General features: G+C 63.3%; 22 protein-coding genes. 9 read left to right on the top strand and 13 right to left on the bottom strand.

Annotated features, from left to right (window positions below):
- The first annotated feature begins 2 nt into the window (after window positions 1-2).
- The 3 genes from ftsE to rpoH all read left to right on the top strand — a co-directional run bounded on the left by ftsE (window position 3) and on the right by rpoH (window position 2,662).
- A complete protein-coding gene (gene ftsE, locus ACIP02_RS01395) occupies window positions 3-674 on the top strand; it encodes a cell division ATP-binding protein FtsE (RefSeq protein WP_012274659.1) in 672 nt (223 codons plus the stop codon).
- Window positions 671-1,696 (top strand): permease-like cell division protein FtsX, encoded by a 1,026-nt coding sequence (gene ftsX / locus ACIP02_RS01390; RefSeq protein ID WP_400612491.1) that lies wholly within the window; start codon window positions 671-673, stop codon window positions 1,694-1,696. Before ftsE ends, ftsX begins: the two co-directional genes overlap by 4 nt.
- A gap of 111 nt (window positions 1,697-1,807) precedes the next feature.
- Window positions 1,808-2,662 carry an RNA polymerase sigma factor RpoH gene (gene rpoH / locus ACIP02_RS01385; protein ID WP_003249083.1) on the top strand — a complete coding sequence of 285 codons (855 nt, stop codon included), beginning with the start codon at window positions 1,808-1,810 and terminating at the stop codon, window positions 2,660-2,662.
- Between the two features lie 179 nt (window positions 2,663-2,841).
- Here the strand turns inward: rpoH and mtgA are convergent, their stop codons facing one another.
- Window positions 2,842-3,552: a monofunctional biosynthetic peptidoglycan transglycosylase gene (gene mtgA, locus ACIP02_RS01380; RefSeq protein ID WP_400613241.1), complete on the bottom strand. Its 711-nt coding sequence runs from the start codon at window positions 3,550-3,552 to the stop codon at window positions 2,842-2,844.
- A gap of 64 nt (window positions 3,553-3,616) precedes the next feature.
- Here mtgA and ACIP02_RS01375 point away from each other — a divergent pair, with 64 nt between their 5' ends.
- The 4 genes from ACIP02_RS01375 to trmB all read left to right on the top strand — a co-directional run bounded on the left by ACIP02_RS01375 (window position 3,617) and on the right by trmB (window position 5,889).
- Window positions 3,617-3,988, top strand: coding sequence for a DUF423 domain-containing protein (locus tag ACIP02_RS01375; protein WP_400612488.1), 372 nt, complete (start codon window positions 3,617-3,619; stop codon window positions 3,986-3,988).
- Between the two features lie 102 nt (window positions 3,989-4,090).
- Window positions 4,091-4,291 (top strand): sulfur carrier protein ThiS, encoded by a 201-nt coding sequence (gene thiS / locus ACIP02_RS01370; RefSeq protein ID WP_400612486.1) that lies wholly within the window; start codon window positions 4,091-4,093, stop codon window positions 4,289-4,291.
- 53 nt (window positions 4,292-4,344) lie between these two features.
- On the top strand, window positions 4,345-5,157 hold the full coding sequence (locus ACIP02_RS01365) for a thiazole synthase (protein ID WP_400612483.1): 813 nt from the start codon (window positions 4,345-4,347) through the stop codon (window positions 5,155-5,157).
- A gap of 9 nt (window positions 5,158-5,166) precedes the next feature.
- Window positions 5,167-5,889: a tRNA (guanosine(46)-N7)-methyltransferase TrmB gene (gene trmB, locus ACIP02_RS01360; RefSeq protein WP_400612481.1), complete on the top strand. Its 723-nt coding sequence runs from the start codon at window positions 5,167-5,169 to the stop codon at window positions 5,887-5,889.
- 661 nt (window positions 5,890-6,550) lie between these two features.
- On the opposite strand, the gene ACIP02_RS01355 is transcribed toward trmB, so the two are convergent.
- The 9 genes from ACIP02_RS01355 to ACIP02_RS01315 all read right to left on the bottom strand — a co-directional run bounded on the left by ACIP02_RS01355 (window position 6,551) and on the right by ACIP02_RS01315 (window position 13,130).
- Window positions 6,551-6,877, bottom strand: coding sequence for a DUF3392 family protein (locus ACIP02_RS01355; RefSeq protein WP_400612478.1), 327 nt, complete (start codon window positions 6,875-6,877; stop codon window positions 6,551-6,553).
- Window positions 6,878-6,886: 9 nt separating this feature from the next.
- Complete coding sequence (gene hemW / locus ACIP02_RS01350) at window positions 6,887-8,062, bottom strand: radical SAM family heme chaperone HemW (RefSeq protein WP_400612475.1); 1,176 nt, start codon at window positions 8,060-8,062, stop codon at window positions 6,887-6,889.
- Entirely contained in the window at window positions 8,059-8,652 is a 594-nt protein-coding gene (gene rdgB / locus ACIP02_RS01345; protein WP_400612473.1) for an RdgB/HAM1 family non-canonical purine NTP pyrophosphatase, read from the bottom strand. The genes hemW and rdgB overlap by 4 nt, the downstream gene beginning before the upstream one ends.
- Entirely contained in the window at window positions 8,649-9,086 is a 438-nt protein-coding gene (locus ACIP02_RS01340; protein WP_400612471.1) for a DUF4426 domain-containing protein, read from the bottom strand. Before ACIP02_RS01340 ends, rdgB begins: the two co-directional genes overlap by 4 nt.
- Before the next feature lie 22 nt (window positions 9,087-9,108).
- The gene (gene metW, locus ACIP02_RS01335; protein ID WP_284353119.1) at window positions 9,109-9,729 is read right to left on the bottom strand and encodes a methionine biosynthesis protein MetW; all 621 of its coding nucleotides are present in this window, start codon (window positions 9,727-9,729) and stop codon (window positions 9,109-9,111) included.
- 7 nt (window positions 9,730-9,736) lie between these two features.
- A complete protein-coding gene (locus ACIP02_RS01330) occupies window positions 9,737-10,876 on the bottom strand; it encodes a homoserine O-acetyltransferase (protein ID WP_400612469.1) in 1,140 nt (379 codons plus the stop codon).
- Window positions 10,877-10,976: 100 nt separating this feature from the next.
- The gene (locus ACIP02_RS01325; RefSeq protein ID WP_400612467.1) at window positions 10,977-11,567 is read right to left on the bottom strand and encodes a YggT family protein; all 591 of its coding nucleotides are present in this window, start codon (window positions 11,565-11,567) and stop codon (window positions 10,977-10,979) included.
- A gap of 10 nt (window positions 11,568-11,577) precedes the next feature.
- Entirely contained in the window at window positions 11,578-12,396 is an 819-nt protein-coding gene (gene proC / locus ACIP02_RS01320; RefSeq protein WP_400612465.1) for a pyrroline-5-carboxylate reductase, read from the bottom strand.
- A 38-nt stretch (window positions 12,397-12,434) separates the two neighbouring features.
- Window positions 12,435-13,130 carry a YggS family pyridoxal phosphate-dependent enzyme gene (locus ACIP02_RS01315; RefSeq protein WP_400612462.1) on the bottom strand — a complete coding sequence of 232 codons (696 nt, stop codon included), beginning with the start codon at window positions 13,128-13,130 and terminating at the stop codon, window positions 12,435-12,437.
- Between the two features lie 65 nt (window positions 13,131-13,195).
- On the opposite strand from ACIP02_RS01315, the gene ACIP02_RS01310 reads away from it, so the two are divergent.
- Window positions 13,196-14,194 carry a type IV pilus twitching motility protein PilT gene (locus tag ACIP02_RS01310; protein WP_400612460.1) on the top strand — a complete coding sequence of 333 codons (999 nt, stop codon included), beginning with the start codon at window positions 13,196-13,198 and terminating at the stop codon, window positions 14,192-14,194.
- A gap of 111 nt (window positions 14,195-14,305) precedes the next feature.
- Here the strand turns inward: ACIP02_RS01310 and ACIP02_RS01305 are convergent, their stop codons facing one another.
- Entirely contained in the window at window positions 14,306-14,929 is a 624-nt protein-coding gene (locus ACIP02_RS01305; protein WP_400612457.1) for a C40 family peptidase, read from the bottom strand.
- A 167-nt stretch (window positions 14,930-15,096) separates the two neighbouring features.
- Here ACIP02_RS01305 and ACIP02_RS01300 point away from each other — a divergent pair, with 167 nt between their 5' ends.
- Window positions 15,097-15,516, top strand: coding sequence for an NINE protein (locus ACIP02_RS01300; RefSeq protein ID WP_400612455.1), 420 nt, complete (start codon window positions 15,097-15,099; stop codon window positions 15,514-15,516).
- A gap of 154 nt (window positions 15,517-15,670) precedes the next feature.
- On the opposite strand, the gene ACIP02_RS01295 is transcribed toward ACIP02_RS01300, so the two are convergent.
- Entirely contained in the window at window positions 15,671-16,378 is a 708-nt protein-coding gene (locus tag ACIP02_RS01295; protein WP_201201974.1) for an SPOR domain-containing protein, read from the bottom strand.
- A 1-nt stretch (window position 16,379) separates the two neighbouring features.
- Entirely contained in the window at window positions 16,380-18,116 is a 1,737-nt protein-coding gene (gene argS, locus ACIP02_RS01290) for an arginine--tRNA ligase (RefSeq protein WP_400612453.1), read from the bottom strand.
- Window positions 18,117-18,139: the final 23 nt, after the last annotated feature.

Genomic DNA, 18,139 nt, shown 5'->3' with positions numbered 1-18,139 from the left:
CCATGATCCGATTCGAACAGGTTGCCAAGCGCTACCCCAATGGTCATGTCGGTTTGCATGAGCTGAGTTTCCGGGCGCGCCGGGGCGAGTTCCTGTTCGTCACCGGCCACTCGGGGGCCGGCAAGAGCACCTTGCTGCGCCTGCTGCTGGCCATGGAACGCCCCACCAGCGGCAAACTGATGCTGGCCGGGCAGGACCTGGGCCAGATCAGCAACGCACAGATCCCGTTCCTGCGTCGGCAGATCGGTGTGGTGTTCCAAAACCACCAGTTGCTGTTCGACCGCACGGTGTTCAACAACATCGCCTTGCCGCTGCAGATTCTCGGCCTGTCCAAGGCCGAGATCGCCAAGCGCGTGGACTCGGCGCTGGAGCGTGTGTCGTTGTCCGACAAGGGCGAGCTGTTCCCGGCCGACCTGTCTACTGGCCAGCAGCAGCGCGTCGGTATTGCCCGCGCTATCGTCCACCAGCCGGCACTTCTGCTGGCCGACGAACCCACCGGTAACCTCGACCCGCGCCTGGCGGCAGAAATCATGGGCGTGTTCGAAGATATCAACCGACTGGGCACCACGGTACTGATCGCCAGCCACGACCTGGCACTGATTGCGCGCATGCGCCACCGCATGCTGACCTTGCAGCGCGGCCGCTTGATCGGCGATGGGGAGGCCGGGCAATGAGCACTACACGTACGCCGAAGGTTTCCGAACGGGTTGCGCCGAAACCGGCCGACCCGCAGCCGGCGAAGAAAAAGCGCGGCGAAGACGATGACGGCCCGGATTTCCGCACCCTGATGCACGCTTGGCTGGAAAGCCACCGCGCCAGCATGGCCGACAGCCTGCGCCGCCTGGGCAAGCAGCCGATCGGCAGCTTCTTCACCTGCCTGGTGATGGCCGTGGCGCTGAGCATGCCGATGGGCCTGTCGTTGCTGCTGAAGAACGTCGAGCAGCTGGGCGGCTCGTGGCAGCGCGCGGCGCAGATTTCGCTGTACCTCAAGCTGGATGCCGGCAGCCGTGATGGCGAGGCGCTGCGCGACGAGATCAAGGGCATGCCCGGGGTGTCGGACGCGCAATATGTCAGCCGCGAGCAGGCGCTGGAGGAGTTCCAGCAGCAGTCCGGGCTGGGCGAAGCCTTGCGCGAGCTGCCTGACAACCCGCTGCCGGGTGTGGTGGTGGTAACCCCGACCGAGGTCGACAAGCCGGCCCTGGATGCCCTGCGTCAGCGCTTGTCAGAGCTGCCTCGGGTAGAAGTGGCGCAACTGGACCTGGTCTGGGTCGAGCGCCTGGCGGCCATCCTCAAGCTGGGTGACCGCTTTGTCTTCGGTTTGGCCGTGATGCTGATTTCTGCCCTGCTGTTAGTAATCGGTAACACAATTCGTCTACACATTGAAAACCGCCGCATCGAGATCGAAGTGATCAAGCTGGTAGGGGGCACCGACGCCTACGTACGCCGGCCTTTCCTGTATATGGGCGCCCTGTATGGCCTGGGTGCAGGCCTGTTGGCATGGGGTATCCTGGCATTTGGCCTGAACTGGCTGAACGAGGCCGTGGTTGGGCTTTCCGGGCTGTATGGCAGTGACTTCGCCTTGGGCGGGGTGCCTGCGTCCGATGGTCTGTCGCTCTTGATCGGAGCGGTGCTGTTGGGGTATATCGGTGCATGGATTGCCGTCGCCCGCCACTTGAACGAGCTGGCGCCGCGATAGTTTTTACGTGCCAGCATTGACATTTTCTTCACTACGGAACTTGTACCGTCGTTCCAGGTCAATGTTGGCAGCGCCCACAAGGCGCGAGTTTTGTAAGTCGGAGGTTCTTGAATGACCACATCGTTGCAACCTGCCTATGCCCTGGTACCCGGTGCAAACCTGGAAGCCTACGTGCACACGGTCAACAGCATCCCGCTGCTGACGGTCGAGCAGGAGCGTGATCTGGGCGAGCGTCTCTATTATGAGCAGGATGTCGAGGCCGCTCGTCAAATGGTGATGGCCCACCTGCGTTTTGTCGTACATATCGCCCGTAGCTATGCCGGCTATGGCTTGGCCCAGGCCGACCTGATCCAGGAAGGCAACGTCGGCCTGATGAAGGCCGTCAAGCGCTTCAACCCGGAAATGGGCGTGCGCCTGGTGTCGTTTGCCGTGCACTGGATCAAGGCAGAAATCCACGAATTCATCTTGCGCAACTGGCGCATCGTCAAGGTGGCCACCACCAAGGCCCAGCGCAAGCTGTTCTTCAACCTGCGCAGCCAGAAGAAGCGCCTGGCTTGGCTGAACAACGACGAAGTGCATCGCGTGGCGGAAAGCCTCGGTGTCGAGCCGCGTGAAGTGCGCGAGATGGAAAGCCGCCTCAGCGGCCAGGACATGGCCTTCGACCCGGCAGCAGAAGCTGACGACGACAGCGCCTTCCAGTCGCCTGCGCACTACCTCGAAGACCACCGTTACGACCCGGCAGTGCAGCTGGAGGATGCCGACTGGAGCGATAACTCCACCAGCAACCTGCACGAAGCGCTACAAGGGCTGGACGAACGTAGCCGCGACATTCTCTACCAGCGCTGGTTGGCAGAAGAGAAGGCCACGTTGCATGAGCTGGCAGACAAGTACAGCGTTTCGGCTGAGCGGATTCGCCAGCTGGAGAAGAATGCGATGAACAAGGTCAAGGCGCTGATCGCTGCCTGATCAGGCCTTGGTTACACAGAAAACCGCTGACCTGCGAGGGGCAGCGGTTTTTTTATGCCTGTGAGATTTTGGGGCTGCTGTGCAGCCCATCGCGACACAAGGCCGCTCCTACAGGCGACCGCGATTCCCAGTAGGAGCGGCCTTGTGTCGCGATGGGCCGCACAGCGGCCCCAGAAATCTTAAAGCTTGCGCGAAGTGTCGAGCTGCATCAGGTAGCCAGGCCCACCTAGCTGGCTCATCTGCCGGCGAATCCACCCGGCCCGGCTGGCCACGTAGGCACTCGGGCGGCTGGCACTCCACTTGATCGGGCTGGGCAGCACCGCGGCCAGTTGCGCGGCCTGCTGGCGGCTGAGCCGGTTGGCATCGACGCCAAAGTGGTAACGCGCTGCCGCCTGCGCACCAAACACGCCCTTGCCCCATTCAGCGCTGTTCAGATAGACCTCGAGAATGCGTTCCTTCGACCAGAACAGTTCGATCAACGCGGTAAACCAGGCTTCCAGCCCTTTGCGGAACCAGCTGCGCCCGGACCACAGGAACAGGTTCTTCGCCACCTGCTGGGTAAGGGTGCTGGCACCGCGAATGCTGCCGCCGCGTTCGTTGTAGGCCAGCGCCGCCTGAATGGCCGGGATGTCGAAGCCCCAGTGGCTGGCGAACTTCTGGTCCTCGCCGGCAATGACCGCGACCTTGAGTTCATCGGAGATGTTCTCCCACGGCTCCCAGTCGCGCTGCAGGTCGATCGGCTCGCCATTGACCCAGGACTGCACCTTGCGCTCGACCATCAGCGCCGTGCCGGGCGGTGGCACCCAGCGGAACACCAGCACCAGCACGATGCTGCCGGCAGCGAACCAGAGCAGGGCGCGGGAGAGGCGGCGGAGGAGGGTTGGCAGCATGGTGATGGCTTGGCCGTTCGGGTGGAAGGGGCCATTATACAGACCCGATACAAGGAGTCGTCCCATGCTTCGCAGCTTCCTGATGCTTGCCGCCTTTTTCGGCTTTACCGGGGTCGCCCTGGGCGCGTTTGCCGCCCATGGCCTGAAAAACCGGCTGACGGCCGACTACCTGGCGATCTTTCATACCGGCGTGACCTACCAGCTGGTGCATGCGCTGGCGATCTTCGGCGTTGCCGTGCTCTCGGCGCACCTGCCCGGGCGCCTGGTCGGCTGGGCAGGCGGGCTGTTTGCGCTGGGTATCGTGCTGTTCTCCGGCAGCCTGTACCTGCTGACCCTCAGCGGCATTGGCAAGCTCGGCATCATCACCCCGATTGGCGGCCTGTGCTTCCTGGCCGGCTGGTTGTGCCTGGGCCTGGCAGCCTGGCGGCTGGGCTGACCAGCTGGTCCACAATCGCGACTAATGGCGCGCACCGCCCTTGGGTTGCAGGGCGGTTCGGCGCTAGAATGCGGGCCCCAAAGAACAATGGTGGCCGTGCGCATGCGCATTCAACTGAACGGTGAACCTTACGAACTGCCTGCTGGCGAGAGCGTTGCAGCCCTGCTGACGCGCCTGAAGCTGACCGGGCGCCGCATTGCCGTGGAACTGAACCTGGACATCGTGCCGCGTAGCCAGCACGACAGCACGCTGCTGAACGACGGCGACCAGGTTGAAGTGGTCCACGCCATCGGTGGCGGCTGACAGCAGCCTGGCGGTTCACAAGCAAGCCCTGCAACCTATCCCGAGGAACAACGATGAGCAACGTTCGTAGCGACAAGCCCTTCATTCTGGCCGGGCGCACGTTCCAGTCGCGCCTGCTGGTCGGCACTGGCAAGTACCGTGACATGGAAGAAACCCGCCTGGCGACAGAGGCCTCGGGTGCCGAGATCGTCACCGTGGCCGTGCGCCGGACCAACCTGGGCCAGAATGCGGGCGAGCCGAACCTGCTCGATGTGCTGTCCCCCGACAAGTACACCATCCTGCCCAATACCGCCGGTTGCTTCGACGCCGTCGAGGCTGTGCGCACCTGCCGCCTGGCCCGTGAGCTGCTCGAGGGCTACAAGTCCCATGAGTCGCGGACCTTGGTAAAGCTGGAAGTGCTGGCCGACCAGAAAACCCTGTTCCCGAACGTGATCGAGACCCTCAAGGCTGCCGAAGTGCTGGTCAAGGAAGGTTTCGACGTGATGGTGTACACCAGCGACGACCCGATCATCGCCCGCCAGCTGGCCGAAGCCGGCTGCATCGCGGTCATGCCGCTGGCTGGCCTGATCGGTACCGGCCTGGGTATCTGCAACCCCTACAACCTGCAGATCATCCTCGAAGAATCGAAGGTGCCCGTGCTGGTCGATGCCGGCGTGGGTACCGCTTCCGACGCCACCATTGCCATGGAAATGGGCTGCGAGGCGGTACTGATGAACTCGGCCATTGCCCACGCGCAGCAGCCGGTGCTGATGGCCGAGGCCATGAAGCACGCCATCGTCGCCGGTCGCCTGGCCTACCTGGCCGGCCGCATGCCGAAAAAACTCTATGCCAGCGCTTCTTCGCCGCTGGATGGTCTGATCAAGTAAGAGCCCCAGATGACTGACTCGCAAGATACGCCGATCGCCGCCGAAGGCGACGCCCGCCCACACCGCCGCATCAAGAGCTTCGTGATGCGCGCCGGGCGCATGACCGAAGGCCAGCAACGCGGCCTGGACCAGGGCGGCCCGCTGTACATCCTGCCGCTGGCTGACAGCGCGGTGGACTATGACCAGGTGTTCGGCCGTTCGGCGCCGCGCACCCTGGAGATCGGCTTCGGCATGGGGCATTCCTTGCTGGAAATGGCGGCTGCCGCGCCTGAACAGGACTTTATCGGTGTGGAAGTGCACCGTCCGGGTGTAGGCGCGCTGCTCAACGGCGTGCTGACCCAGGGGCTGAAGAACCTGCGGGTGTATGACTGTGATGCCATCGAAGTGCTGAACCGCTGCGTGGCGGACAACAGCCTCGACCGCCTGATGCTGTTCTTCCCCGACCCTTGGCACAAGGCGCGCCACCACAAACGCCGCATCGTCCAACTGGAGTTCGCCGAGCTGGTACGGCGCAAGCTCAAGCCCGGTGGTGTGTTCCACATGGCTACCGACTGGGAGCCGTATGCCGAGTACATGCTGGAAGTGATGAGCGCAGCCCCGGGCTATCGCAACCGTGCCGAAGACGGTACCTACGTGCCACGCCCGGAAGAGCGCCCGATCACCAAGTTCGAACGCCGCGGCGAGCGGCTGGGGCATGGGGTGTGGGATTTGAAGTTCGAGAAGGTGGATTGATCGGCTGATTCGGCCTTTCGGTACGCTTAGACCTGTAGAAATGCAGGCGAAAAAAAACCGCTCTGAGAAGAGCGGTTTTTTATGGGAGCGACAGGACTGAGTATCCTTCGCTCCGGGACTTCACTGAAAATCGCCACCTGGTAGAAGGATCATAGGTAGCCTACGAAAGCGCGTCAATGCATTGAAACATCCGGCATCACGTGTGTCGGAGCGGTTAACAGCTTTGGGTGGCTACTCCACGTATCATCGCATGGCTCCCTTGTGGAAAGATTCAGTGATGGGCCGGGTAAGAGAAGAATGTTGCTTTCCGGCCCCTTCGACACGGCCTGAGAACCGTGCCGGTCAATGTTTTTCGAAGGGCCATTAACCTGGCCACTTCACTGAAAATCGCCACCGGGTTTTCGAAGGCATCGAAGTACCGGTTAGATGCTGGAGGACTGGCCCGCCAACACGGAGGCCAAGGCATATGAAGCGTTTGCTTGATGCGCTGAGCCGCGTCTGGAAGCTTATCCGGATCTTGATAATGCTCAAGACCGTCCGGGACTTCATGCGCGACCATTTCGATGATGCCCGCTAAGGGCTAGTCAGGTGGTAGGGCTGCCCTGGTTCCCAGGGCAGCTTTTAGAACCCATCCTCTACAAAGATACAGCAAGACTGTGCCTCAACCGCGGCGGTCCGCCACCACGCCAATCAACACCACTACCACCAACAACACCGGCGCCAGTGCGTAATTGTTGAACTGGCTCAACCCCTTCACCACCCACGGGGTGGCATAGATCAACGCTGCACCGCTGCCGACCATCACCATCACGGCCATGAACGGCACGCGCAGGGCGCCCGCCAGGCTGCCCAGGCGCTGTTCGGCCCAGCCTTTGACATCGGTGCCGAACAGCACCAGCAGGCAGCCTACCAAGGCCAGTGAAATCTCCGACAGGTTGCTGCGGCTCCAGCGGGAAACCGTCGCGAGCAGATCAAGTACCAGATCCATGGGTCATCCTTAGGTCAAGAAATACTGCAGCAGGTCATTGAGGAACAACTGGCCCCTTGGCGTGGCCACCAGTCGATCCGGTTCGACCTGCAAAAGGCCCTTTTGTTCGGCGGCGCGGCGTGCTTCGCGTAGCTGCGTCAGGGGCAGGCCGGTGCGCTGGGTGAACAGCTCGGCTTCCACGCCATCAGTCAGGCGCAGGGCGTTCATCAGAAACTCGAACGGCAGTTCGTCCACCGGCAGCAGCTTTTCGCCAGCCTTGTACGGCTTGGCCAGGTTCAGGTAGTCCTTGGGCAGGCGGGTCTTCCAGGTGCGCAGGATGCGCCCGTCGGCGAAGGTCAGCTTGCCGTGGGCACCGGCACCAATGCCGATGAAGTCGCCAAAGCGCCAGTAGTTGAGGTTGTGCTGCGCGGCGCGGCCCGCCTGGGCGTAAGCCGAGACCTCGTATTGGCGAAAGCCGTGCTCGGCCATCAGTGCCTGGCCGGCTTCCTGGATGTCCCAGAGGATGTCGTCCTCGGGCAGCTCTGGCGGCTGGTTCCAGAACACCGTGTTCGGTTCCACGGTCAGCTGGTACCAGGACAGGTGCGTTGGCCCCAGGTCGATGGCCTGGCGCAGATCGCCGAGTGCATCGTCCAGCGACTGGTCGGGCAGGCCGTGCATCAGGTCCATGTTGAAGTTGTCGAAGCCGGCCGCACGCGCCATACCGGCGGCACGCACCGCTTCATCGCCATTGTGGATGCGCCCCAGCGCCTGCAGCTTGGCCGGCTGGAAGCTCTGCACGCCAATGGACAGGCGGTTGATGCCGGTCTGCCGGTAGGCCTTGAACTTGTCCTGCTCGAAGGTGCCCGGGTTGGCTTCCAGGGTAATTTCGATGTCTGGCGCGAACGGGATGCGCTGCTCCACACCGCGCAGCAAGCGGCCCAGGGCGTCGGCGCTGAACAGGCTTGGCGTGCCACCACCGAAGAAGATCGAGCTGATCGGCCGGCCTTGCACGGCGGCCATTTCCTGGTCGAGGTCGGTCAGCAGCGCGGCGACGTAGGCGTCTTCCGGCAGCTCAGGGCCTGCGGCGTGGGAGTTGAAGTCGCAGTAAGGGCATTTGCGCACGCACCACGGGATGTGGATGTACAGCGCCAGCGGCGGCAGGCTGGTAAAGCCCGCCGCGCCGGGGGTAGACAGCGTTGCGATCATGCCAGACCCAGACGTTGGCGCAGCAGGGCCATGGCGCGGGCGCGGTGGCTGAGCTGGTTCTTGTCCACCGGCGCCAGGTCGGCGCTGGAGCAGTTACGCTCCGGTACCCAGAACAGCGGGTCGTAGCCAAAGCCGTGCTCACCGCTGGCCTCGAACATGATGCGCCCGTGCCACAGGCCTTCGCAGAGGATTGGCAGCGGGTCGTCGGCATGGCGCACCAGTGCCAGCACGCACACGAACTGCGCGCCACGTTCGGCTTCCGGCACGTCTTTCAGAGCTGCGAGCAGCTTGGCGTTGTTTGCCGCGTCACCTTTGCCGTCGGCATAGCGCGCCGAATAGATGCCCGGCGCGCCGCCGAGGAAGTCCACCGCCAGGCCGGAATCGTCGGCCAGGGCCGGCAGGCCGGAAATACGGGCGGCGTTGCGTGCCTTGAGGATGGCGTTCTCGACGAACGACAGGCCGGTTTCTTCCGGCTCGACTTGGCTGAATTCGCCGATCGAGCGCAGTTGCACCGACTGGCCGAGCATGGCCTGGAGTTCCTTGAGTTTGCCGGCGTTATGGCTGGCCAATACGAGTTGCTGGAAATTCATAAGTCGCCTGGGAACACTTCCTGGTTGAAGCTGAGGGAGTTGCTGACACCGCCGGTTTCGATATTCAGGTCGAAGGTGACGGTTTCTGCCTGGTCGATCTTGAACTGGGCGATGTAGTACACCGCGCCCTGTTCGGTAATCTGCTTGAACGACAGCGGGCTGCTGCGCCCGGTCAGGTCCTTGACCGTGCCGCTGACCAGCGCCGTGGTGGGTTTGTTGGCCTTGAACACGGCAATGTTCAGCACGCCCTGGTTCTTGCTGCGCACCAGGCCAGTGGCCGCAGCCACCTCGGGGGTCAGCATGCTCGAAGTGAAGGCGCTGTAGTGCACCGTCACGTCGCCAAACACTTCCTTGCGCTCGGGGCGGGCGGCATCGGCAGCCAATACCGGCAGGGCCAGGCACAGGCTGATCAGGAACAGGGCTAGGCGACGCATGGGGCGATTCCTCCGCTGGGCGTCAGACCGCGAGCTGGTGCTCTTGCAGGCCCGGGCTGCTGACGCGATAGATGCCGATCTCACCTAGAAGATTAGGCCAAAGCCGGCCGCCCCACCCGTTGCGGTGCATGTTGTCGACGGCCAGGCGGTCGAGCACCTTGGCCCGGCGCTCGTGCACCAGTTCTTCGAAGTCGGCGAAGGTGCAGAAGTGGATGTTCGGCGTGTTGTACCAGGTATACGGCATGAAGTCCGATACCGGCATGCGGCCTTTGGTCGCCAGGTACCAGCGGCAGCGCCAGTGGCCGAAGTTGGGGAAGGTGATAATGCACTGGCGGCCCACGCGCAGCATCTCGTCGAGGATGCGGTCGGGGTACTCCACGGCCTGCAGGGCCTGGGTCATGATCACTACATCGAAACTGTTGCTGGCGAAGTTGCCCAGGCCTTTGTCCAGGTCCTGTTCGATGACGTTGACACCCTTGGCCACGCAGGCGGCGATGTTGTCGGCGTCGATCTCCAGGCCATAGCCGGTGACCTGCTTGCGGTCACGCAGCGAGGCCAGCAGTTCGCCGCTGCCGCAGCCCAGGTCGAGTACCCGGCTGCCGGCGGGGATCCAGTCGTGGATGATTTCCAGATCGGCTCTCATGCTGTCCTCAGATGGCAATGCGGTTCATGTAGTTCGAGAAACCCTGCATGTAGCGAGGCGTAGGGATCAGGAAGGCATCGTGGCCGTAAGGCGAGTCGATCTCCAGGTAGCAGACGTTCTTGCGTGCAGCCATCAGGGCATCGACGATCTCGCGCGAACGGGCCGGGGAGAAGCGCCAGTCGGTGGTGAACGACATGATGCAGTAATCCGCCTTGACGTGGGCCAGGGTGGCCGCCAGGTCGCCGCCGTGGGCCGCAGCCGGGTCGAAGTAGTCCAGCGCCTTGGTCATCAGCAGGTAGGTATTGGCGTCGAAACGGCCGGAAAACTCCTCGCCCTGGTAGCGCAGGTAGCTTTCAACCTGGAACTCGACGCTGTGGAAGTCGTAGTTGAGCTTGTCGCTCTTCAGCTCACGGCCGAATTTTTCACCCATCGAGTCGTCGGACAGGTAGGTGATGTGGCCGACCATGCGCGCCAGCATCAGGCCGCGCTTGGGGATCACGCCCTGGTCCTGGAACGAGCCACCGTGGAATTCCGGGTCGGTGAGGATGGCCTGGCGCGCCACTTCGTTGAAGGCGATGTTCTGCGCCGACAGCTTGGGTGCCGAGGCGATGTCGACGCAGTGGCGCACGCGATCGGGGTAGGTCATGGTCCACTGCAGCGCCTGCATGCCACCCAGGCTGCCGCCGACGATGGCCGCCCACTGCTGGATGCCCAGGCGGTCGGCCAGGCGTGCCTGGCTGTGCACCCAGTCTTCCACGGTCAATACCGGGAACTCGGCGCCATAGGGTTTGCCGGTGGCGGGGTTGAGGCTGCTGGGGCCGGTGCTGCCGTTGCAGCCGCCGAGGTTGTTCAGGCTGACCACGAAGAAACGATTGGTATCGATCGGCTTGCCGGGGCCGATGCAGCTGTCCCACCAGCCCGGCTTGCGGTCGGTGGCGGCATGGTAGCCAGCGGCATGGTGGTGGCCGGACAGGGCATGGCAGATCAGCACGGCGTTGCTCGCGCTGGCATTCAGGGTGCCATAGGTTTCGTAGACCAGCTCGTAGCTGGCCAGCGAACGGCCACAGGCCAAGGCCAGCGGTTCATCGAACCGGGCGGTTTGCGGTACTACCAGACCGACGGAATCTTCGGGAAAGACAGTGGACATCGACCCTGCTCACGCTTGACGGAGGCGTAAGTCTAAAGAGCGCTACCCCCAGCGGCAAGCAAAGGCTTGCGGCTGGGGAGCAAGCAGGGGCTGGCGAGGCTCAGATCATCCGCCACAGCTCTTGTGGCATGCCGGCATAGACGGCCAGGGGCGGCATGACGAACGACTGGATCACCTGGATCGCCAGGAAGGCGAAGATCGGTGAAATGTCCATGCCGCCCAGGTTGGGCACGATGCGGCGGAACGGTGCCAGCACCGGCTCGCTGATCTGATAGGCCAGCTCGGCGGCAGGGTTGTGGCTGTTGGGCGCAACCCAGGAGACGATCACCATGACGATCATCGCCACCCAGAAGATCTTCAGGAACAGCGAGGTGATGCCAATGATCGCCCACATCAGCAGGTGCAGGACGTCGCCGAAGGTGCCATAGGTGACCATCAGCACGAAGCCCATCAGCAGCGCCTGGATCAGTACCGCCAGCAGCAGCGACGAGGTGTCCAGGCCGCCAATGCTGGGGATGATACGGCGGATCGGCTTGAGCAGCGGCTGGGTGGCGCGCACCGCGAACTGGCACAGAGGGTTGTAGAAGTTGGCCTTGACCAGTTGCAGCACGAAGCGCAACAGGACGATCACCAGGTACAGGCTGACCAAGGTTTGCACCACGAAGATCGCGGCGCCGGACAATGCATTCATCTAGAGCTCCTTATTTGCCCAGTTGTTCGGCCAGCTCGGCGGAACGTGTGGCTGCAGCCTGCAGCGCCTGCTCGACAATGGCTTCGAAGCCGCTGGCCTGGAACGACTTGATTGCTGCCTCGGTGGTGCCGGCGGGCGAGGTGACCCGGCGGCGCAGTTCGGCGGCATCGACATCGCTGGCAACGGCCATGCGTGCAGCGCCCAGGGCGGTCTGCAAGGTCAGCTGCGAGGCGGTTTCGCGTGGCAGGCCGAGTTTTTCGCCGGCTGCGGTCATTGCCTCGATCAGCAGGAAGAAGTACGCCGGGCCGCTGCCGGACACGGCAGTCACCGCGTCCAGTTGCTGCTCCTGCTCCAGCCACAGGGCGGTGCCCACGGCCGACAGCAGTTGTTCGGCTTGCTGGCGCTGTTCGCCGGTTACCTCGGCGGTGGCGTACAGGCCGCTTACGCCTTGGCGCAGCAGCGCCGGGGTGTTGGGCATGCAGCGCACCACCGGGCGGACGCCTACCCAGCTTTGCAGGCTGGCGCAGGTGATACCGGCGGCGATCGAAACGATCAGCTGGCCATCGCGCAGGTTGGGTTGTAGGGCCTGGCACACCGCTTTCATGACCTGCGGCTTGACCGCCAGCACGATCACATCGGCACCGTCGATGGCCTGGGCGTTGTCCTCGAAGGTTTCGATGCCGTGCTCGGTCTGGATGCGGCTGCGGCTCTCGGCGCCCGGGTCGCTGGCGCGGATCTGCGATGCGTCCAGGCCCTGGGCACGCAGGCCGCCGATCAGGCTGGCGGCCATGTTGCCGGCGCCGATGAAGGCAATACGAGTGTTGCTCATGTCAGGTCCTTGTGGAAAAGAGTGAGTAAAGCATGCGATCAGTTATGGCCGCCGTTGTGTGAGCCGCGAGCGCCGAACAGGGCGGTGCCGATACGCACCCACGTCGCACCCTGTGCAATCGCCGCTTCCAGGTCGTGGCTCATGCCCATGGACAGCGTGTCCAGGCCAAGGCCCAGGCCTTCCTGCAAGGTACGCAAGCTGGCAAAAGCGGCCTCTTGGGCGGCGCGGTCATCGGTGGGTTCGGGGATGGCCATCAGCCCGCGCAGGCGCAGGTTGGGCAGGGCGGTTACCGCCTGGGCCAGGGCCGGCAGGTCGGCGGGCGCACAGCCAGACTTGCTGTCTTCGCCACTGACGTTCACCTGCAGGCAGATATTCAGCGGTGCCAACCCGGCAGGGCGCTGCTCAGACAGGCGTTGGGCGATTTTCAGGCGGTCCACGGAATGTACCCAGTCAAAATGCTCGGCGATGGCTTTGGTCTTGTTCGACTGAATGGGGCCGATGAAGTGCCAGATCAAGGGCAAGTCGCCGAGTTCCTGCTGCTTTGTCAGCGCTTCCTGTAGGTAGTTTTCCCCGAAGTCGCGCACACCCGCGGCGTGGACCTCGCGGATGGCAGCGGCGGGCTTGGTCTTGCTCACGGCCAGCAGCTGGACGCTGGCCGGCTCGCGCCCGGCTGCCTGGGCAGCACTGGCGATACGGGCGGAAATCGCGGAAAGGTTGTCTGCTAGGGTGGACATGGACGGATGCCGGCAGCTGTAGGGTTTGCGGCATTCTACCTACTTGAAGGCCTTTGGGGAGTCTCATGGATGTGACCGACCTGTTGGCCCGGGCCGTGGAGGCGGGCGCTTCGGACCTGCACCTGGCGGCGGGCCAGATACCGATGTTGCGCCTGGATGGCGCGTTGCAGCGCATGAATTTGCCGGCCTTTGGGGCCGATACCTTGAGCGAGGCCATGGTTGGCGTGCTGGATGACCAGCAGCGCAGGCAGTGGGCACAGGGTGATGAGCTGGACCTGGCCCTGGAGTTGCCAGCGCTTGGGCGCTTTCGCTTGAACCTGTTCCGCCAGCTGAAAGGCCCTGCCGTCACGTTTCGCCTGATCCCGGGGCGCATCGCCACACTGGATGAGCTCGATCTGGTGGATGTGTTTCAAGCTGTTGCGCAGTGTCGTGAAGGCCTGATCCTGGTGGGCGGGCCGACCGGCAGCGGCAAGTCCAGCACGCTGGCGACACTGCTCGACCAGCTCAACCGCGAGCGGGCGCTGCACATCATTACCCTGGAAGACCCTGTAGAAGTTATCCACAGCAGCCAGCGCAGCCTGGTCAACCAGCGTGAGGTTGGCCGCGATAGTGCCGGTTTTGCCCAGGGGCTGCGCAGCGCGCTGCGGCAGGACCCGGATGTGATCATGATTGGTGAGTTGCGCGACCTTGAGGCCATTCGCCTGGCGTTGCGCGCGGCGGAGACCGGGCACCTGGTGCTGGCGACTGTGCATACACGTTCGGCGGCGGGCAGCATAGACAGGTTGGTGGAGGGGTTTGCTGCCGAGGAAAAATCGCTGGTGCGGGCGATGCTGGCCGAGTCGTTGCGGTTGGTGGTGGCGCAGGTGTTGGTCAGGCGTGTGGGCGGTGGTCGAGTGGCGGCGCGGGAGGTGCTGGTGGCGACGCCGGCTGTGCGCAACCTGGTGCGGGAGGGGCGGATGGCGCAGTTGTGTTCGGTGATGCAGGCGGGTGGAGCGGAAGGGATGCGGACGATGGAGGGAGCTTTGCGGGGGCTGAGGGAGAAGGGGTTGATCAGCGATTTTTAGTGCCTGTTCTGGCCTCTTCGCGGGTAAACCCGCTCCTACAACGGCCAGCGCAGGGCTTTGTAGGAGCGGGTTTACCCGCGAAGAGGCCAGAGCAGGAGTACGCCGTTCAGCTCAGCGCTTGGCCAGGCTCAGCTGCTGCTCTTTCGGCAGCACCCGCTTGGCCACGACGTAATGCTTCTGCCAGTAAGGCTTGCTCAGGTTGTCGATGCTCACCCGCTTGCCGCGCCGGGGGGCGTGGATGAAGCGGTCGTTGCCCAGGTAGATGGCAACGTGGTTCACCCGGCGGCTCTTGATGTTGAAGAAGATCAGGTCGCCCGGCTTCAGGTCACCTTTGGCCACCTTCACGCCGTGACCCTGGGCCATGGCGTTGGAGGTGCGCGGCAGGTCGACGTCGGCGACGTCGTTGAAGGCATACTTGACCAGGCCGCTGCAATCAAAGCCCTTCTTCGGGCTGCTGCCGCCCCATACGTACGGGGTGCCGAGCACATTTACGGCGCGGCTGAGCACGTCGCTGCTCTGCTTCGGCGACATGGCGGCTACCTGCACGGCGCGCGCATTGGCAGCGTTGCCGGGGCGAGCGCGCAGGGTGGTCTGCTTGACCGGCGCATGTTTCACCGAGGCATTGCTGGTGTAGCCGGTGAAACCATTGGGAAGACGTTGCTCACGATTGGTGGCGTGGGCGGCCAAGGGCAATAATAGACAGAGGGTCAGCCATGTCTTGAATAAAGGCGGCATAGTTGAAGCTCTTATGAATAGTTATGTGTTAGGCGCGCAACTTTATAACAGCTTTTTGATCAATTTCTGATCCGTTGGTCGATTGGTGGCCTGCCATACGTCGGCCTGCGACCAGAAAGTCACATTTTTTCTTAGAAAATTTTCCGAATAACCGACGAGGGTCACGCATGAACAGTTATCAGCAGGGGGCGCCCTACCACGACACGCACAGCAAGACCATTGGCTACCTGCTGTGGATTTTCGGCTTCACCGGGTCGCACCGCTTCTATTACGGCAAGCCGGTGACCGGGACAATCTGGTTCTTCACCTTCGGCCTGTTGGGCATCGGTTGGTTGATCGACCTGTTCCTGATCCCGTCCATGGACCGTGAAGCCGACCTGAGGTTTCAGGCCGGGCGCATCGACTACAACATCGCCTGGATCCTGCTGACCTTCCTCGGGGTGTTTGGGCTGCATCGCCTGTATCAAGGCAAGTGGGTGACCGCGATCATCTACTTCTTTACCGGCGGGCTGTTCCTGGTGGGGGTGCTGTATGACTTCTGGACGCTGAACAGCCAGGTGTCCGAGCGCAATGCGGGGCGGGGTTGAGATTGCTGGGGCTGCTTTGCAGCCCATTCGCGGCTAAAGGCCGCTCCTACATCGACCGCGTCCCTGCAGTCAGGTTTACGCGGTCCCTGTAGGAGCGGCCTTGCCGGGGCGCCGGACCGGTCGGATAGGGGCACAAAGCGCCCCCATCCAAGTGTTACTGGCGAGTCTGTCGCTGTTGCAACAGCAGGTTGCCGAAACCGGCCCCTGCCAGCTGCTTCTGCGCCCCGGTCAGCTGTTCACGGTTGCTGAACGGGCCGACCAGCACGCGGTACCAGGTTTCTTCCTTGACCGTGCCCGATTCCACCTTCACCGACTGCCCCAGCAGGATGATCTGCGCACGTACCTTGTCGGCATCAGCCTGCTTGCGGAACGAGCCGGCCTGCAGGAAGTACTGGGTGGTCGCTGCTGGCTTGATCACCGGTGGCGCCGGTGGCGGGGTCTGCCCCAGCAGTGCCGCCTGGGCGCGCGCGGTGTCAATCTTCGCCGCTTCGGCCGGAGTCACCGGGGTGACCGGCTGGGCCGGCACGGGTGGCGTTTTCTCGGGTACCGCCTCTGGTGGCACGATCACCTCGGATTCCGGCAACAGGGTGTAGAAGTCGTACTTCGGCTTCACCGGCTGTTGCGGGGTGGCTTGCGTGGTCTGCGCGGGCTTGCCGGCTTCGGCCACTTTTTCCGATTTCTGCTGCTCGGGCTTGGCGCGCTTGATGTCATCGCCACCGGGCTCGAGCTTCATCAGGAATACGATGAACGCGCCAACGGTCAGGCCGACCGCCAGCCATACCCAGCCGGGAATCGGCTGTTTGGCCGGCGCCGTCTGGCGGCTGGCGCCGCGTTTTGGTGCGGGTTTTTTCTTGGCAGCCAACTTACATGCGCTCCAGGGTTTCCAGGCCGAGCAGTTCCAGACCTTGTTTGAGGGTGCGGCCGGTCAGGGCGGCCAGGCGCAGACGGCTCTGCTGCTGTTCCGGGGTTTCAGCGGCAAGGATAGGGCAGTTCTCGTAGAAGCTGGAGAACAGCCCGGCCAGGTCGTACAGGTAGCTGCACAGCACGTGCGGCGTCCCTTTTTCGGCGACGTTGTTGAGGATTTCGCCAAACTGCGCCAGGCGTGCGGCCAGGTCCTGCTCGTGGGCGGCCTGCAGCACGATCTTGCCGTCGACTTCGTCAAAGCCCTTGCCCAGCTTGCGGAACACACCGGCCACGCGGGTGTAGGCGTACAGCAGGTAAGGGGCCGTGTTGCCTTCGAAGTTGAGCATCAGTTCGAAGTTGAAGCTGTAGTCACTGGTGCGGTGCTTGGACAGGTCGGCATATTTCACAGCGCCGATGCCTACCACTTCGCCGATGTGGCGCAGGTCTGCGTCGGCCAGGGTCGGGTTCTTTTCCTTGACCAGGGCGTAGGCACGATCCTTGGCTTCGGTGAGCAGGTCGATCAGTTTTACGGTGCCGCCATCACGGGTCTTGAACGGGCGGCCGTCAGCGCCGTTCATGGTGCCGAAGCCCATGTGCTCCATCTGCATCGGGTGGCCGACGAAGCCGGCGCGGCGTGCCACTTCAAACACCTGGTTGAAGTGCAGGGCTTGGCGCTGGTCGACGAAGTACAGGGCGCGGTCAGCCTTGAGCACGTTGCTGCGGTAACGCACGGCCGCCAGGTCGGTGGTGGCGTACAGGTAGCCGCCGTCGGCCTTCTGCACGATCACCGGCAATGGGTCGCCGTCGCTGTTCTTGAATTCTTCGAGGAACACGCACTGGGCACCTTGGTCTTCGACCAGCAGGCCCTTGGCCTTCAGGTCGGCGACCACGTTGGCCAGGTCGTCGTTGTAGGCGCTTTCGCCCATCACGTCAGCCATGGTCAGCTTGACGTTGAGCAGCTCGTAGGTCTTCTGGCAGTGCGACAGCGAGATGTCCTTGAAGCGTGTCCACAGGGCCAGGCAGTCCGGATCACCGGCCTGCAGCTTGACCACCAGGCCGCGGGCGCGGGTGGCGAATTCTTCGGACTCGTCGAAACGCTTCTTGGCGGCGCGGTAGAAGTTTTCCAGGTCCGACAGTTCGTCGCTGGTGATCGGGTTTTCCTGCAGGTAGGCCATCAACATGCCGAACTGGGTGCCCCAGTCGCCCACGTGGTTCTGGCGGATCACGTTGTCGCCAAGGAACTCCAGCACCCGCGCCACACTGTCACCGATGATGGTCGAACGCAGGTGGCCGACGTGCATCTCTTTGGCCAGGTTGGGTGCCGACATGTCGATCACCACCTTTTGCGCCGGGCCGGCCTTGCGTGCGCCCAGGTGGGCGTCAGCCAGGGCGGCATCCAGGCGGTTGGCCAGGGCGTCGGTGTTCTGGAAGAAGTTGAGGAAGCCCGGGCCGGCGATCTCGACCTTGCTGATGTCGGCGCTGGCCGGCAGGGCGTTGATCAGTTTTTCGGCCAGGTCGCGCGGCTTCATGCCGGCCGGCTTGGCCAGCATCATGGCGATGTTGCTGGCGAAGTCGCCGTGGGTCTTGTCCCGGGCGTTTTCCACCTGGATCGCCGGCGACAGCCCTTCAGGCAGCACACCGTCGGTGACGAGTTGGGTGAGGGCTTGCTGGATCAGCTGGCGAATGGTGTCTTTCATGGGGATCTCTTTTCGACCGCAAG

Origin of the sequence: Pseudomonas sp. NPDC089408, from assembly GCF_044749445.1 — a bacterium.
Classification (GTDB): domain Bacteria; phylum Pseudomonadota; class Gammaproteobacteria; order Pseudomonadales; family Pseudomonadaceae; genus Aquipseudomonas.
This window is presented reverse-complemented; position numbering and strand designations above follow the sequence as displayed.

Bases quoted from the DNA above. Each gene is read 5' to 3' on its own strand.
- ftsE (WP_012274659.1), top strand. From the start codon at position 3: ATGATCCGATTCGAACAGGTTGCCAAGCGCTACCCCAATGGTCATGTC.
- ftsX (WP_400612491.1), top strand. From the start codon at position 671: ATGAGCACTACACGTACGCCGAAGGTTTCCGAACGGGTTGCGCCGAAA.
- rpoH (WP_003249083.1), top strand. From the start codon at position 1,808: ATGACCACATCGTTGCAACCTGCCTATGCCCTGGTACCCGGTGCAAAC.
- mtgA (WP_400613241.1), bottom strand. From the start codon at position 3,552: ATGCTGCCAACCCTCCTCCGCCGCCTCTCCCGCGCCCTGCTCTGGTTC.
- ACIP02_RS01375 (WP_400612488.1), top strand. From the start codon at position 3,617: ATGCTTCGCAGCTTCCTGATGCTTGCCGCCTTTTTCGGCTTTACCGGG.
- thiS (WP_400612486.1), top strand. From the start codon at position 4,091: ATGCGCATTCAACTGAACGGTGAACCTTACGAACTGCCTGCTGGCGAG.
- ACIP02_RS01365 (WP_400612483.1), top strand. From the start codon at position 4,345: ATGAGCAACGTTCGTAGCGACAAGCCCTTCATTCTGGCCGGGCGCACG.
- trmB (WP_400612481.1), top strand. From the start codon at position 5,167: ATGACTGACTCGCAAGATACGCCGATCGCCGCCGAAGGCGACGCCCGC.
- ACIP02_RS01355 (WP_400612478.1), bottom strand. From the start codon at position 6,877: ATGGATCTGGTACTTGATCTGCTCGCGACGGTTTCCCGCTGGAGCCGC.
- hemW (WP_400612475.1), bottom strand. From the start codon at position 8,062: ATGATCGCAACGCTGTCTACCCCCGGCGCGGCGGGCTTTACCAGCCTG.
- rdgB (WP_400612473.1), bottom strand. From the start codon at position 8,652: ATGAATTTCCAGCAACTCGTATTGGCCAGCCATAACGCCGGCAAACTC.
- ACIP02_RS01340 (WP_400612471.1), bottom strand. From the start codon at position 9,086: ATGCGTCGCCTAGCCCTGTTCCTGATCAGCCTGTGCCTGGCCCTGCCG.
- metW (WP_284353119.1), bottom strand. From the start codon at position 9,729: ATGAGAGCCGATCTGGAAATCATCCACGACTGGATCCCCGCCGGCAGC.
- ACIP02_RS01330 (WP_400612469.1), bottom strand. From the start codon at position 10,876: ATGTCCACTGTCTTTCCCGAAGATTCCGTCGGTCTGGTAGTACCGCAA.
- ACIP02_RS01325 (WP_400612467.1), bottom strand. From the start codon at position 11,567: ATGAATGCATTGTCCGGCGCCGCGATCTTCGTGGTGCAAACCTTGGTC.
- proC (WP_400612465.1), bottom strand. From the start codon at position 12,396: ATGAGCAACACTCGTATTGCCTTCATCGGCGCCGGCAACATGGCCGCC.
- ACIP02_RS01315 (WP_400612462.1), bottom strand. From the start codon at position 13,130: ATGTCCACCCTAGCAGACAACCTTTCCGCGATTTCCGCCCGTATCGCC.
- ACIP02_RS01310 (WP_400612460.1), top strand. From the start codon at position 13,196: ATGGATGTGACCGACCTGTTGGCCCGGGCCGTGGAGGCGGGCGCTTCG.
- ACIP02_RS01305 (WP_400612457.1), bottom strand. From the start codon at position 14,929: ATGCCGCCTTTATTCAAGACATGGCTGACCCTCTGTCTATTATTGCCC.
- ACIP02_RS01300 (WP_400612455.1), top strand. From the start codon at position 15,097: ATGAACAGTTATCAGCAGGGGGCGCCCTACCACGACACGCACAGCAAG.
- argS (WP_400612453.1), bottom strand. From the start codon at position 18,116: ATGAAAGACACCATTCGCCAGCTGATCCAGCAAGCCCTCACCCAACTC.